Origin of the sequence: Pedobacter sp. B4-66, assembly GCF_018492665.1 — a bacterium.
Taxonomy (GTDB): Bacteria; Bacteroidota; Bacteroidia; order Sphingobacteriales; family Sphingobacteriaceae; genus Pedobacter.
The window spans coordinates 96,162-110,688 of the sequence record NZ_JAFVME010000005.1 but is presented as its reverse complement, the minus strand read 5'-3'; the positions used below and the strand labels follow the sequence as shown (position 1 = coordinate 110,688).

Genomic DNA, 14,527 nt, shown 5'->3' with positions numbered 1-14,527 from the left:
TTTCGTAAGTTTACAGAAAAGAGACAGTAATAATACTGTCTCTTTTCTGTTTATTTATGAAATTGGTATCATATTAGTGTTGTATTATAAAAATGGATTTTAAAATAGCAAAAGAGATGTTGAAAAGAATATTATTGGTAACCTTTACCGCCGCTGTACTCGCATGTCATGCATCACCACAACCACAGCAAATGGTGCAGGGTGTAAGTAATATTGTGCCCGATGAAAAACAAGCACTTGTATGTAAGGAGATAGTTACCCTCATAGAGAACTATAATTACAAAAAAATAAAAGTTAATGATTCAATATCTTCTGTGGTTTTAGACAAATACATTAAGGATTTGGATCCTTACAAGTATTATTTTCTTGCTTCTGATATAAAGGAATTTGAAAAGTTTAGATTTTCTCTGGATGATGATTTTAGAGCGGGTAGTTTAAATGCACCATTTTATATTTTCAATGTGTACCTAAAAAGATATAATGAATGGATTGCTTATTCATTGAATCAAATAAAAACTAAGTATGATTTTAATCAGAATGATAGTTATGTTTTTGATCGTGAAAAGATGCCGTGGGCAACATCAACTACCGCATTAAATGATATTTGGAAAAAGAAAGTAAAGTATGAACTTGTTAATCTGAAAATTGCAGGTACACCTGAAGCTAAAAATGTTGAGACCTTAACCAAGAGATATCAAAATTTAAAATCCCAGGCGGCTAAAGTTAACAATCAGGACATCTTCCAGACCATTATGGATGCTTTTACTGAAACTATAGATCCACACACTAATTATTTTAATCCTACCAATGCTCAGGCTTTTAATGAAGATATGGCACGTTCTTTTGAAGGAATCGGTGCAAGACTACAGTTAGAGAATGAGGTTCTTAAGATTTCAGAGATCATTCCGGGTGGCCCCGCCTTTAAGAGCAAGCTATTAAGTGCCGGTGATAGAATTGTGGGTGTAGCCCAAGGAAGTGCAGAATTTGAGGACATTATTGGGTGGAGAATAGAAAACTCTGTTGCTAAAATTAAAGGTCCTAAAGGAACTAAAGTTAGATTGAAAATAATTCCTGTAGGTATGGAGCTTTCTTCTAAACCGGTTATTGTTGAGCTGGTTAGAGAAAAAATTGTTATGGAAGAGCAGTCTGCTAAGAAAAAAGTTAAAACAATCCAATCTGATGGAAAACCGTATAAGATAGGTATAATTACTGTTCCTGCATTCTATGCTGATTTTAAAGCTGCCAGAGCAGGTGATCCTAATTATAAAAGTACAACCCGTGATGTAAGGTTATTAATTGATACCCTTAAAAATCGCGATAAGGTTGATGCGATTGTGATGGATCTTAGAGCTAATGGAGGTGGATCTTTGGTAGAAGCTATCGATCTTACTGGTTTATTTATTGATAAAGGACCTGTTGTGCAGGTTAAGGATATTAAAGGTGCTATTGAAGTTGATGAAGATACTAATGCAGGTGCAATTTGGACTGGTCCATTTGGCGTGATGGTAGACAGATTGAGTGCTTCAGCATCAGAGATTTTTGCAGGTGCAATTCAGGATTATGGTCGTGGCATTATCATGGGAACTCAAACTTATGGTAAGGGAACTGTACAGTCGTCTATAGATATGAATCAGCTGGTAAATCCATCTATTTTGCAAAGACTTGCTGCTTTGGTTGGTAAGAACGTAGCAGGTGGAGCGGCAGGTAAAGATGGTGTGGCACCTCCTCAGTTAGGTCAGATCAATTTGACAATGGCTAAGTTCTATCGTATAACCGGAAGTAGTACACAACATAAAGGTGTAATGCCGGATATTGAATTCCCTTCTTTATATCCAATGGATAAAATAGGCGAGGATACTGAGAAGTCGGCACTGCCATGGGATGAGATTAAGAGATCTAATTTTACGCCTGTAGCAGATCTTAATCCGATTAAACCTGAATTGATTAAGCTTCATAAAGAAAGAATGGCTCAATCTTTAGATTACAAAATCCTTAATCAGGATATTGCCGATATGAAGAAGAGAGAGAAAGAAGTCTCAATTACTCTAAATCAAGCAAAACTTAAAGCTGAACGCGATAGCCTGGAAGCTAAAGCATTGGAAAAAACCAATTTGTTAAGAGCAGAAAGAGGTCTTCCGCCTGTTAAAAAAGGTGATAAAATAAATAAAGAAGAGAGCTTTGATTTTGTTGAAGAAGAAAGTTTAAAGGTGATGTTGGACTTGATGAAATTTGCAACTCCTAATAAAGATAAAAGCGTTGTGAAAGCAACGAACGAATTCAAGTAAGGAATTCGTTATAACTGAGTATAAAACAAGAGTGGCGGCTAGAATTCTAGTCGCCACTCTTGTTTTAATAGCATTTTAACCTGAAGTTTATTTCTTATTGTCTGTGTTTTTTTGCATCTGCATCGCCATCATTTCTTTCATTGTTCGGTTCATACCCTCAGTAGATCCATCAAGGAAGATTACATTGCCATCGCTGTTTTCAGCAAATTGTTTTATAGATTCAGTCCACATGGTGAAAAGAATAACTGAAATATCTAGGTTGGCCTCTTCCATTTCCTGAGCGGCCTTAGTCATACCGTGAGCAACTTCTGCACGGAATAACGCGATACCCTGACCTCTAAGTTGAGCTGCCTCACGTTCTGCTGCGGCTGCAATTTTAATGGCATTACCGTCTGCTTCAGCTCCTTTTGTTTTAGTAATCAATAAAGCTTGACCTTCATTTTCAGCTGCAGCTTTTAAGTTGTTTGAAGCCACAACACGACTCATTGAGCGCATAATCTCCTCGTCAAATGTAATGTCGTTAAGCTGTAAATCTTGTAAGTGATAACCCCAGCTTTCTAAAACCTGATCTATCTGGTGTTTAACATGATCTACTATTTCGTTTCTTTGTGCAAGTACGTTTGCTTGCTTTTGTGTGGCTACATACGCCCTTATAGAGCCTTCAATGGTACGAATAAGTGCTTGCATTAAGTTTGTGGAATCAACGAATTTAAAGGCAACGTTCTTAATCGTTTCTTCATCATGGTTAATTACAGAATACAGTAACATGGCCTTGAAATATACATTGGCCTGATCTTGTGTTACTGCCTGGAAAGAAAGCTCAACAGACCTGTTTTGTATTGAAATTCTGGAGTGAATATTTTCAATCAAGGGTATTTTTAAACTTAGCCCAGGGCTAAGTAATCTCCTGTATTTTCCGAAAATAGTTACTACTGCAATCGTACCTTGTTTAACAGTTACAAATGAACTGATTAATATTACTGCTGCAATAAAAAGAATGATGTAAAAAGTGTATTCCATAGCGTTTTCTTATTAAGATAATGAATACCTCAAGGTACAAACAATACATCATAGATTGCGAAAGGTAGAGCCTACTATTTTTTTAATTCAATACGACCGTTATCAGAGAAATTTAACTGATGTTCCGGGAAGTCGGTATTGGTGAGCCACTGAATCTTTTTAAAAGCTGTATAGTTGGTGTCCAGAGTTAAGTGGCTAATCTTGTCTTGCTTTACTGAAACGATATCGGCGAGAATAAAATCTCCGTTTGATTTAATTTTAAGCTGAAGCAATGGTGCAAATCCATTGGGCCCCTTAAGGCTAAACATTCCATAAGTACAAAAGTTACCCAAGCTATACGCTATAAATTTGTTTTTATAAACCTCTACGGCCCTGGTAACATGGGGTCCGTGACCAAGAACAACATCAGCTCCTGCATCTATTACACCATGAGCAAAGGCATATACATCGCCTCTGTTCTCTTTATAAAATATTTCGTTTGTTCTTGGCACATGTTCAAATTTGGCGCCTTCGCCACCTCCATGAAAGGAAACAATGACAATGTCAACCTGCGTCTTTAATCTTGCTACAAGTGATTTAGCACTGTCGAGCTTGTTGATTGAAACGGTATTTTCATTGGGTGCAAAAGCACAGAATGCATATTTGATACTATCCTTTTCGAAAATAACTGAGGGGTGCGACTGCAGGCCCGCATAATTTATGTTTAGTGAATCAAGGATGTTTGCGGTTTTTTCTCTGCCTTTAAGGCCGAAATCACCAACATGGTTATTTGCAAGACTCAGTAAATTGAATCCTGCATTTTTTATGATTCCGGCATACCTTTCGGGCATTCTAAATGCAAAGCAGCTATTTCCAATGGTGTCTTTACATTTTGTAGACTTACCGCTGTTGAGGAAACATCCTTCAAGATTTCCGAAAACAATATCTCCTTTTAAAAAAGTGTCTACATTTTTGAAGCTATTTATCGCATCGTCTTTTGGCAAGTTTGATTTATCCGGATAGGCTGAGCCAATCATAATATCACCAACAGCAATTATCGAAAGAGTGTCTTTTTTTAAAACTGTAGTGTCCTTTTGTGTGGTGTCCTGAATTTGTGAAAGATCAGCTGTGGATGCTGTTGTTGTGGTGCAGCTTAGTAGGATTAAGCTAAACAGGATATTTAAAAGGCTTATGCTTAGAAGTCTCATTTTTAATTAATAAAAAAAAATCCTCCCAAAATATCAGGAGGACTTAAATGCGTTACATTCAAAAAGAAGCTTATTCCTCAATCAGATCATTCTTTACAGCATCAATTATTCTTCCGCCTTTATAGAAATATCTAGAGTAATAAGGTTCATTTAAATTACTGATTACAACACCACGTGTTGATGAAGCGTGAGCAAAGCGGTTATCTCCCAAATAGATTCCGATGTGTGTAATGCTTCTGCTTTTTATTTTAAAGAATACAAGGTCACCTTCTTTCAGTTCATCTTTAGACAATGGATCAACCATGCTAAAAATATCTCTTGAGTTTCTTAATATAGTAGTGTTGAAAACTTTATCGTAAATGGCTTTTGTAAATGCCGAACAATCAATGCCTTTGCTTGTATTCCCTCCAAATCTGTAAGGTGTTCCAATCCATTCGTAAATGAATTTATATAATTTGATGTTAGAAGTTGCATCAACAGCAACACCCATCACCTGCGAAAAATACTGTGAGGCTAAATTATCGGGATCTTCTAATTTATTAGTTTCTTTTGTTTTTGTTTGTGCGTTTAAGGCCGAGAGGCTGCACAATACAACTAGGGAAGACAACAAAAACTTTTTTATCATGTTATACTGTTAAGTTTGGGTAAAAAGCACTTACACTTAAACGTACACCACTGCGGGCTTATTGTTTGGATGGCAAACATATGTATTTTACAAATGTTATCCAAATGTCATAGACCTATTATTAAAAGTTATTAACATTTTTTGTAACCTTAGTGTGCATTTTACATCATTTTCTTCGATATGTTGCAATAAAGAAGTAGATTTGCTCTCGTAAATAAAAATCAACACCCAACAATGAGTGCAGTAGAAATTAATAAAGATACCTATCTGAAGTGGTTTGAGTCGATGTTGCTGATGCGCAAATTCGAAGAAAAAACTGGACAATTATACGGACAACAGAAAATCCGTGGATTTTGTCATTTGTATATTGGCCAGGAAGCCGTAGTTGCGGGAGCTATTTCTGCATTGAATCAGGAAGATTCCATGATTACTACCTACCGTGATCATGCTCATGCTTTGGCAAAAGGCGTAAGTGCTAACAGCATTATGGCCGAAATGTATGGTAAAGCTACAGGTTGCTCAAAAGGCAAAGGTGGTTCTATGCACATGTTTAGTAAGGAATTTAATTTTTATGGAGGCCACGGTATTGTAGGGGGACAAATTCCTCTTGGAGCAGGTATTGCGTTTGCTGAAAAATATAAAGGCACTAAAAATGTAAATGTTTGCTATATGGGTGACGGAGCAGTTCGTCAGGGAGCTTTAAATGAGACTTTCAATATGGCGATGCTTTGGAAATTACCTGTAATATTTGTTTGCGAAAACAATGGTTACGCAATGGGAACTTCAGTTGAGCGTACCACTAACATGCTTGATCTTTATAAAATCGGATTAGGTTTCGATATGCCATGTGCACCAGTTGACGGGATGGATCCTGTTGCTGTTCACAATGCAATGGATGAGGCTGCTCAACGTGCACGAAACGGTGAAGGGCCAACTTTCTTAGAAATGAGAACTTACCGCTACAGAGGTCACTCTATGTCTGACCCTGCTAAATATCGTACTAAAGACGAATTAGAAGAGTACAAAGCTAAAGATCCTATTGAAACTGTAAGAGAAGCTATTCTTAAAGAGAAATATGCAGATCAGGCTTGGATCGAGGAAATCGAAAATAAAGTAAAACAGATTGTTGATGAGTCTGTTAAATTTGCTGAAGAGTCACCTTGGCCTGAAGCATCAGAATTATTTACTGATGTTTATGTGCAACAAGACTACCCATACGTACAAGATTAATTTAGAACGCATTTCAATAGATATATAGAATGGCTGAAATAGTTAGAATGCCCAAGATGAGCGATACCATGACAGAAGGTGTTATGGCCAAGTGGCATAAAAAAGTTGGCGATAAAGTTAAAAGCGGCGATGTTATGGCCGAAGTGGAAACCGATAAGGCAACCATGGATTTAGAATCATATTGGGATGGTACCATTTTGTACATTGGTGTAGAAGAAGGTAAAGCTGTTCCTGTTGATGCTATAATTGCTGTAATTGGTAAAGAAGGTGAAGATTATAAAGCAGCTCTAGATGCTGAAGCTGGTGCAACACCTGCTAATGAAGAGCCAGCTGCTAAACCTGTTGAAGAGAAAAAAGAAGCTGCTTCAGCTCCTGCATTAACTGATGCTGATCTTGAAAAACAAGGCGTTACTGTTGTTCGTATGCCTTTATTAAGTGATACAATGACTGAAGGCGTAATTGCTGAATGGCATAAAAAAGTAGGTGATACAGTTAAAAATGACGATATTCTTGCTGATGTAGAAACCGATAAGGCCACTATGGAAGTAATGGGTTATGCTGATGGAACTTTATTACATATTGGTGTTGAAAAAGGACAAGCGGCTAAAGTAAATGGTATTATCGCTATTGTAGGCCCAGCAGGAACTGACATTAGTGGAATACTTAATCAGGGTGATGCTCCGGCAAAACCTGCTGCTGATAAAAAATCTGATGCTCCGGTTGAAGAGAAATCTTCTGCATCAGCTCAGAAAGAAGAAACTCCTGCTGCTTCAGTTAGTACGGATCGCGTAAAAGCATCTCCATTAGCTAAAAAAATTGCTCAGGAAAAAGGTATTGATCTTAGCCAGGTTGCAGGTAGTGCAGATGGTGGTCGTATCATCAAAAAAGATATTGAGAACTTTAAGCCTGCTGCTAAAGCTACTGAATCTTCTTCAGCTCCGGCTGCAGGGATAGCTGCGCCAGTTATTCCTCAATATGTTGGTGAAGAAAGATATACTGAGAAACCAGTATCGCAAATGCGTAAAGTAATTGCAAAACGTTTAGCAGAGAGCTTGTTCACTGCTCCACATTTCTACTTGAATATTAGTATTGATATGGACAATGCAATGACTGCACGTACGGCTATTAATGCTGTAGCTCCGGTTAAGGTTTCGTTCAATGATATTATAATCAAAGCGGTTGCTGTTTCGTTAAAACAACATCCAGCAGTTAACTCTTCATGGCGTGGAGATAAAATCCGCTTCAATGAGCATACTAACATTGGTGTTGCTATGGCTGTTGAAGATGGCTTGTTAGTTCCTGTAGTTCGTTTTGCAGATGGTAAGTCATTATCTCATATCTCAGCAGAAGTTAAGGAGTACGGACAGAAAGCAAAAGCTAAAAAATTACAGCCATCAGATTGGGAAGGTTCTACTTTTACCGTTTCTAATTTGGGTATGTTTGGTATTGATGAATTTACATCAATCATTAACTCTCCGGATGGTGCAATTTTATCAGTAGGTGCAATACAACAAATTCCGGTTGTTAAAAACGGAGCAGTTGTACCAGGGAATGTGATGAAGCTAAGCTTAGGCTGTGATCACCGCGTTGTTGATGGTGCTACAGGTGCGGCTTTCCTACAGACACTTAAAGGACTACTAGAAGAGCCAATAAGATTATTGGTTTAATTAGAAAATATGCCTGTTAGATTTTAACAGGTAAATCATATAAAATATTAAAGGTTGTTTGCCCATAAAGCAGACAACCTTTTTTATGCTTGTTACTTTTTGTACTTTTGCGCTCATGTCGAATATCAAACCCTCTTTAGCAAAAGGAACCAGAGATTTTTCTCCACAAGAAATGGTGAAACGCAATTATATTTTTGATACTGTTAAAACGGTGTTTAAAAAATATGGTTATGCAGAGATACAGACTCCTTCAATGGAGAATCTATCAACTTTAACTGGTAAATATGGTGATGAGGGTGATAAACTAATATTTAAGATCTTAAATAGTGGCGACTTCCTTTCGAAAGTAAAACCTGAGCTACTTGCACAGGCAAACTCAAATGCGATTACTTCATCGATTAGTGAAAAAGCATTACGCTACGATTTAACGGTGCCTTTTGCCCGCTACGTTGTGATGCATCAGAATGATATTTCTCTTCCTTTTAAACGTTTTCAGGTGCAGCCGGTATGGCGTGCTGATAGACCTCAAAAAGGGCGTTACCGCGAGTTTTATCAGTGTGATGTGGATGTTGTCGGTTCAGATAGTTTATTAAATGAAGCAGAATTTATATTGATCTATCAGGAAGCGTTAAGCAATCTCGGTTTAAAGGATTTTACAATCAAGATCAATAACCGTAAGATATTATCAGGAATTGCTGAAGTTGTAGGTAAGCCTGAGCTAATTATAGACATGACTGTAGCTATCGATAAGCTTGATAAAATTGGTTTGGATGGTGTAATTAAAGAGTTATTAGAGCGTGGGTTTACTGGGGCGGATATTGATAGGTTAAAGCCTGTTATCTTGCTGGAAGGAACCAATGAGCAAAAGCTTGCTAGTTTGAAAACAGTATTGGCAGCTTCGGCAACGGGACTTAAAGGTGTTGAAGAGATAGAATCAGTATTTGATTATGTAGCTTCAATGCTTAAAGCTGATGCATCTTTAAAGCCAAATGTTGAATTAGATATTACCCTTGCAAGAGGATTAAATTATTATACAGGTTGCATATTTGAAGTTAAAACCAATGAAGTTGCCATGGGTAGCATCGGAGGTGGCGGAAGATATGATGACTTAACTGGTATGTTTGGTTTAAAAGGCTTAACCGGAGTAGGGGTGTCTTTTGGTGCAGATAGAATTTATGATGTATTGTTGGAACTGAATCTTTTTCCTGAATCTACTGCTGCCGGCACTAAGGTTCTGATCAGTAATTTTGATAAGGAAGCGGAAAGATACGCGCTGCCGATCTTACAGCAACTACGTAGCGCCAATATAGCAGCTGAACTTTATCCTTCTTCAGCGAAGCTTAAAAAGCAAATGAGCTATGCCGATGATAAGCATATTCCTTATGTAATATTGATTGGCAGTGACGAAATGAGCAGTGGCGTGTTAACGCTAAAAGACATGCACAGCGGTCAGCAAGAGAAATTAACTGTTGCGGCTATCATTGAACAGTTAAAAGTTAGTTAGCCTTTTGTGGAAGCCATAAAGGCTTCCAGGTTTTCTTTTTCTTTTGTACTGATTTTGTTTCTTAAAAATCCTGTCCATCCTAATACAAGTCCTGTAAATCCAAGGGACTGTTTGGCCCATGTGTGGAAATTAAAATCATCCGTATGCTTTATGATTTTTCCATTCTCTATTAGAAAGGAAGCTTTAACACGGTTGATCACTTTGTTTCCGGTAGCAGAAAAAGTGTAGTATGCATCCCATTCAGCACTGCCTCCGGTCTCATTGCCTGAGATATTTTTGAATTCAATTCGCATATCCTTACCGCTTTTGATGAGCATGGCCCACATAGCTCGCACTTGATTTGCATCTAAATTACTAAAAACAGGATCGCTAAAGGTTGCATTATCAGCATAGCAGTTTTGCATTGCCTTTATGTCCTTATTTTGAAAACTGGTGTAAAAGTGGCGGATAAGTTCTTCGTTCGTTGTCATAAGCCTAAACGGTGTTTTCTTAAAGTGTCTTTTGCAATATCATATCCGGCATCAGCATGTCTGATAACCCCCATTGCAGGGTCATTATGTAATACCCTTTTAATTCTAGCTTCGGCATCAGCTGTGCCATCTGCAACTATTACCATCCCCGCATGGATAGAGTATCCAATTCCCACTCCACCACCATGGTGTAATGAAACCCAGCTTGCCCCACCAGCAGTATTAATGAGTGCATTAAGAATAGGCCAATCTGCTACAGCATCGGAACCGTCTAACATAGCTTCGGTTTCCCGATTAGGGGAGGCGACAGAGCCTGTATCTAAGTGATCTCGACCGATTACAATTGGAGCTTTTACTTTTCCTTCGGCTACCAGTTTGTTAAATGCAACACCTGCTTTTTCACGTTCTCCTTGTCCAAGCCAGCAAATTCTGGCGGGTAAGCCCTGAAAGGCAATACGTTCCTGAGCCATGGTGATCCACTGTTTTAAGCTTTCATTTTCAGGGAATAGCTCAAGAATCAGATTGTCAGTTTCATAAATATCTTGTGGGTCACCACTTAAGGCTGCCCATCTAAAAGGACCTTTTCCCTCGCAAAATAGTGGACGAATATAGGCAGGAACGAAACCAGGGAAGTCAAACGCATCTTTAACCCCCACTTCCAATGCACGGCCACGTAGATTGTTCCCGTAGTCAAATGTGATAGCGCCACGACGCTGTAATTCCAGCATTTGTCGCACATGCTTAGCCATGGTAGCATAAGACAATTCTACATACTTTTCGGGATTCGCTTTTCGCAAAGTGTTAGCTTCTGAAACACTTAATCCTTCAGGGAAGTAGCCAATTAAAGGGTCATGCGCAGAGGTTTGATCTGTTAATGTATCAGGTGTGATATTTCTCTCCATCAGTCGCTGTAATAGTTCAACAGCATTGCAAACTACTCCGATAGATAAGGCTTTGCCCTCTTGTTTGTATTGTAATGCCCTGTCAATTGCAGCATCTATATTGTGTTCAATTTCGTCGATGTACCGTGTTTCCAGTCTTTTCTGAATACGCCATTCTTCAACTTCGGCGGCTAAACAAACACCTTGATTCATTGTTATCGCAAGTGGTTGGGCGCCACCCATGCCACCTAGACCAGCTGTAACATTTAAAGTGTTTTTTAAATTGCTGTTGAAGTGTTTTTTCGCTAACGCGGAATAGGTTTCGTAAGTGCCTTGCACTATGCCTTGTGAACCGATGTAAATCCATGAACCTGCAGTCATCTGGCCATACATCATTAAGCCCTTATCTTCCAGTTCATCAAAATGTTGTTGGGTAGCCCATTTAGGAACGAGCTGAGAATTGGAGATCAAAACTCTTGGAGCATCTTTATGTGTTGGCAATACTCCAACTGGTTTCCCCGATTGTATTAGCAGGGTTTCTGTATCTTCCAGATTTTGCAAGGCTTTAATGATTAGCGCGAGGGCTTCTTTATTTCTTGCAGCTTTACCACGACCACCGTATACAATAAGCTCTTCGGGGCGTTCAGCTACATCGGGATCAAGGTTGTTTAATAACATTCGTAATGCAGCTTCCTGCACCCACCCTTTACAGGTTAATGTGGTGCCTGTTGGTGTATTTTTTTTACTGAGATCAAGATTTAAATTCATAATAGCAGTCATATAAAGGCAATGTTACCAGACAAATGTATAGAATTATATAGAATTGGTTAAGTTTGGTCTTTGAAATTGAAAGAAAAGGTTTTACATATCAATAGAGCTATCTCGGTTGTTTTGTTAATGGTCTTTTCCATTGCACTTACGCCGTTTAGCATTCTTCATAATCATCATGAGGAGGAAATTTCTTGTGCCAAAAATGGGGAGACCTGTAAACATCAATATCACATTCGCAACCATGCTGATACCTGTTTGATTTGCGCCGCTCATTTCGAAAAAGACTACATCACTACACATTCTCACTACACCCTATATCAGGCTAGTAAACCTGTTTTAAAACCTGTAGAAGCAATCAGCAGTTCTTATGCTGAGTTGATTAGCTTAGGGTTAAGAGGTCCTCCTATAGTTTAATTCCTAATTAAATTATTGTTTTCGTGAAGCTGCATTTTTTTATGTGGTGCTTCATGATTTTTATACACTCAAATAAAGCCTGTTTAATCATAGAACTGGTTTTGTACTCATATAAATACATTCATGAAAAAGATACAATTTTTACTAGTTGTACTACTATATACATTTTTGTCAGCCAATAGTTTTGCTGCTGAATTAATAGAATTGAAGGGTAAAGTGATTGATGCTGAAACTAAGCAACCACTACCAGGAGCATCAATTTTAATCCCTGATCTTCGAGTTTCCGCTATGACAAACGAATCAGGTGAATTTATCCTCAAAAATGTTCCTGCACATGGAAATTTCCTGGTGCAGATTAGATATTTAGGATACCAAACAATAACACAAACTGTCGATTTTAAGACCGTAGGCTCAATGGAGTTCGCTTTAAAGTCGAGTGTAATTGAGGGAAGAGAAGTGGTTATTACAGGATCGGCGAATAGTTCCGATAATAAGAAAAATAGTACCTCTATTGCAACTATTAGCAAGGCCGATCTTTTGTATCGCCCATCAACCAATTTAATAGACGCTATATCCCGTACTCCAGGGGTATCTCAGATCACAACTGGAGCTGGTATATCAAAGCCGGTTATTCGTGGATTAAGCTACAATAGAGTAGTTACTTTAAATAATGGGGTGAAGCAACAAGGACAGCAATGGGGAGATGAACATGGTATCGAAATTGATCAGTACAGTGCGGATAGGGTTGAGGTGTTAAAAGGGCCTGCAAGCTTAATGTATGGTTCAGATGCTTTAGGGGGAGTTATTAATATCCTCGATGCGCTTCCTGTTCCTGAGGGGTATTTGAAAGGCGAATTCTTAACAAATTATGCAACAAATAATGGTTTAACAGGTAGCTCTTTAATGCTTCAGGGTAATGAAAATGGGTTTGTTTATAGAGCCAGAGGTTCCTATAAAAATGCTTATTCTTACCAAACACCAACCGAATATGTTCCTAATTCCGGATTCAATGAATCTAATTTTGAAGGGCAAATCGGTCTGAATAAAAGATGGGGATATGCACATTTAGATGCGTCTAGTTTTCGTACTAATATCGGATTTTATGAGCCGGTAAGAAATGAAGAAGGGCAGCTTGTAAATGAGGACGGTGAGGTATTTACTGATGGTCAGAATAAGGATAGAGCATTGGCGTTTCCAAAACAAGATGTTCGTCACTATAAAATTGCTTTAAATAGTAATATTTTATTGGGAGATGGAAGTTTAAAAACGACTTTGGGCTATCAACATAACCTAAGAAGAGAGCTGTCTGCAGCAGGAGAGGACCCGGAACTGTTTTTAAACAGCTATGCCTATAGCTATGATCTAAAGTATTCCTTTAATGAAATGAATGGCTGGGCACCCGTAATTGGTGTTTCGGGGGAGTTTATTCATAGTTTAAATACAGGCGGATTAGAACAGCTAATTCCAGATTTTGATAGTCAGGCATTTGGAGGCTTTGCTTTTGTTAAGAAAACATGGGACAAGAACACATTTAATGTGGGTGCCCGTTTCGATTATAGAAAAATGACAGGTAAAGATTTTCATACTGATGATGTAGACTTTAATGCTTTTAGTAATAAGTTTTCTCATATTACCGGTGCCCTTGGTTATACACATGAGTTTAATGATGAGCTTAGCTTTAAAACGAATTTGGGGAGTGCTTTTAGAGCACCAAATATTGCAGAGTTATCTTCTAATGGAGTTCATGAGGGGGTATTTCGTTATGAGGTAGGTAATCCGGATCTTAAGCCTGAGCAGAGTTATCAATTTGATGCCTCATTTGATTATGAGAACAAATATCTAAGTGCCAGCTTAGGGGGTTTCGCAAATTACATCAACGATTACATTTATTACAGTACTAATGGAGATACAAAAGAAGTGGACGGCAGAAACTTTCCTGTATATAACTTTGTTCAGAACAATGCTTTTTTAAGAGGGATAGAGGCTTCTTTAACCCTACATCCTGTAAGTTTTATCCACTTAGAGAATGGGTTTTCTTTTACCAGAGCAACCAATCGTACTACCAAAGAGTCTTTGCCTTTTATTCCGGCAGCAACTTTGCGTAATGAATTGCGCTTTGAGCCAAAAATAAACGGCATGGAACATTCCTATGTTTCTGTTGGGATTGATAATTTCTTTAAGCAAAGTAAAGTAGACAGTTTTGAACAAACATCATCGGGTTATACGCTCTTGAATGCAGCAATTGGAACGACAGTTAAATTGAGCAAAACTCAAGATATCACGATTTATGTAGCAGGTAAGAACTTACTGGATAAGGCATATTACGACCATTTAAGCCGATTTAAGCCAGGAAGGTTAAGTGATGAAGATCAGACGCTTGGTATTTACAATCAGGGACGCAATATCACTTTTGGTGTGAATATTCCGTTCACTTTGAAAAAGTAAATCATTAAAGCATGTGGTATTAAAAACA

The 14,527-nt window shown here is 38.1% G+C and carries 11 protein-coding genes; 6 read left to right on the top strand and 5 right to left on the bottom strand.

What is annotated here, in order from left to right; genetic code table 11:
• Positions 1 to 92 precede the first annotated feature (92 nt).
• The gene (locus J1905_RS09875; RefSeq protein ID WP_214227114.1) at positions 93 to 2,285 is read left to right on the top strand and encodes a carboxy terminal-processing peptidase; all 2,193 of its coding nucleotides are present in this window, start codon (positions 93 to 95) and stop codon (positions 2,283 to 2,285) included.
• An 87-nt stretch (positions 2,286 to 2,372) separates the two neighbouring features.
• Here J1905_RS09875 and J1905_RS09870 read toward each other — a convergent pair whose 3' ends face one another.
• The 3 genes from J1905_RS09870 to J1905_RS09860 all read right to left on the bottom strand — a co-directional run bounded on the left by J1905_RS09870 (position 2,373) and on the right by J1905_RS09860 (position 5,117).
• The gene (locus tag J1905_RS09870) at positions 2,373 to 3,305 is read right to left on the bottom strand and encodes an SPFH domain-containing protein (protein WP_214227113.1); all 933 of its coding nucleotides are present in this window, start codon (positions 3,303 to 3,305) and stop codon (positions 2,373 to 2,375) included.
• A gap of 74 nt (positions 3,306 to 3,379) precedes the next feature.
• On the bottom strand, positions 3,380 to 4,492 hold the full coding sequence (locus tag J1905_RS09865; protein ID WP_214227112.1) for a CapA family protein: 1,113 nt from the start codon (positions 4,490 to 4,492) through the stop codon (positions 3,380 to 3,382).
• A 70-nt stretch (positions 4,493 to 4,562) separates the two neighbouring features.
• Positions 4,563 to 5,117: a C40 family peptidase gene (locus J1905_RS09860; protein WP_173089827.1), complete on the bottom strand. Its 555-nt coding sequence runs from the start codon at positions 5,115 to 5,117 to the stop codon at positions 4,563 to 4,565.
• 234 nt (positions 5,118 to 5,351) lie between these two features.
• Here J1905_RS09860 and pdhA point away from each other — a divergent pair, with 234 nt between their 5' ends.
• From pdhA to hisS, 3 genes are all read left to right on the top strand, one after another.
• Complete coding sequence (gene pdhA / locus J1905_RS09855) at positions 5,352 to 6,347, top strand: pyruvate dehydrogenase (acetyl-transferring) E1 component subunit alpha (RefSeq protein ID WP_108204833.1); 996 nt, start codon at positions 5,352 to 5,354, stop codon at positions 6,345 to 6,347.
• Between the two features lie 29 nt (positions 6,348 to 6,376).
• Positions 6,377 to 8,014: a dihydrolipoamide acetyltransferase family protein gene (locus J1905_RS09850; RefSeq protein WP_214227111.1), complete on the top strand. Its 1,638-nt coding sequence runs from the start codon at positions 6,377 to 6,379 to the stop codon at positions 8,012 to 8,014.
• Positions 8,015 to 8,129: 115 nt separating this feature from the next.
• Entirely contained in the window at positions 8,130 to 9,518 is a 1,389-nt protein-coding gene (gene hisS, locus J1905_RS09845; protein WP_214227110.1) for a histidine--tRNA ligase, read from the top strand.
• Here hisS and J1905_RS09840 read toward each other — a convergent pair.
• Positions 9,515 to 9,988, bottom strand: a complete 474-nt coding sequence (locus tag J1905_RS09840; protein ID WP_214227109.1) for a nuclear transport factor 2 family protein — start codon at positions 9,986 to 9,988, stop codon at positions 9,515 to 9,517. The two genes, hisS and J1905_RS09840, sit on opposite strands and share 4 nt — an antisense overlap.
• Positions 9,985 to 11,637 carry a urocanate hydratase gene (gene hutU, locus J1905_RS09835; RefSeq protein ID WP_250318068.1) on the bottom strand — a complete coding sequence of 551 codons (1,653 nt, stop codon included), beginning with the start codon at positions 11,635 to 11,637 and terminating at the stop codon, positions 9,985 to 9,987. The genes J1905_RS09840 and hutU overlap by 4 nt, the downstream gene beginning before the upstream one ends.
• 72 nt (positions 11,638 to 11,709) lie before the next feature.
• Between hutU and J1905_RS09830 the strand changes: the two genes are divergently transcribed.
• Both J1905_RS09830 and J1905_RS09825 read left to right on the top strand, forming a co-directional pair.
• Positions 11,710 to 12,054 carry a hypothetical protein gene (locus J1905_RS09830; RefSeq protein WP_214227107.1) on the top strand — a complete coding sequence of 115 codons (345 nt, stop codon included), beginning with the start codon at positions 11,710 to 11,712 and terminating at the stop codon, positions 12,052 to 12,054.
• A 123-nt stretch (positions 12,055 to 12,177) separates the two neighbouring features.
• Positions 12,178 to 14,499: a TonB-dependent receptor gene (locus J1905_RS09825; protein ID WP_214227106.1), complete on the top strand. Its 2,322-nt coding sequence runs from the start codon at positions 12,178 to 12,180 to the stop codon at positions 14,497 to 14,499.
• The last annotated feature ends 28 nt before the right edge of the window (positions 14,500 to 14,527 follow it).

Excerpts from the sequence above, each read along its gene's own strand:
- J1905_RS09875 (WP_214227114.1), top strand. The coding sequence starts at position 93 with ATGGATTTTAAAATAGCAAAAGAGATGTTGAAAAGAATATTATTGGTA.
- pdhA (WP_108204833.1), top strand. The coding sequence starts at position 5,352 with ATGAGTGCAGTAGAAATTAATAAAGATACCTATCTGAAGTGGTTTGAG.
- hutU (WP_250318068.1), bottom strand. The coding sequence starts at position 11,637 with ATGAATTTAAATCTTGATCTCAGTAAAAAAAATACACCAACAGGCACC.
- J1905_RS09870 (WP_214227113.1), bottom strand. The coding sequence starts at position 3,305 with ATGGAATACACTTTTTACATCATTCTTTTTATTGCAGCAGTAATATTA.
- hisS (WP_214227110.1), top strand. The coding sequence starts at position 8,130 with ATGTCGAATATCAAACCCTCTTTAGCAAAAGGAACCAGAGATTTTTCT.
- J1905_RS09850 (WP_214227111.1), top strand. The coding sequence starts at position 6,377 with ATGGCTGAAATAGTTAGAATGCCCAAGATGAGCGATACCATGACAGAA.
- J1905_RS09825 (WP_214227106.1), top strand. The coding sequence starts at position 12,178 with ATGAAAAAGATACAATTTTTACTAGTTGTACTACTATATACATTTTTG.
- J1905_RS09840 (WP_214227109.1), bottom strand. The coding sequence starts at position 9,988 with ATGACAACGAACGAAGAACTTATCCGCCACTTTTACACCAGTTTTCAA.
- J1905_RS09860 (WP_173089827.1), bottom strand. The coding sequence starts at position 5,117 with ATGATAAAAAAGTTTTTGTTGTCTTCCCTAGTTGTATTGTGCAGCCTC.
- J1905_RS09865 (WP_214227112.1), bottom strand. The coding sequence starts at position 4,492 with ATGAGACTTCTAAGCATAAGCCTTTTAAATATCCTGTTTAGCTTAATC.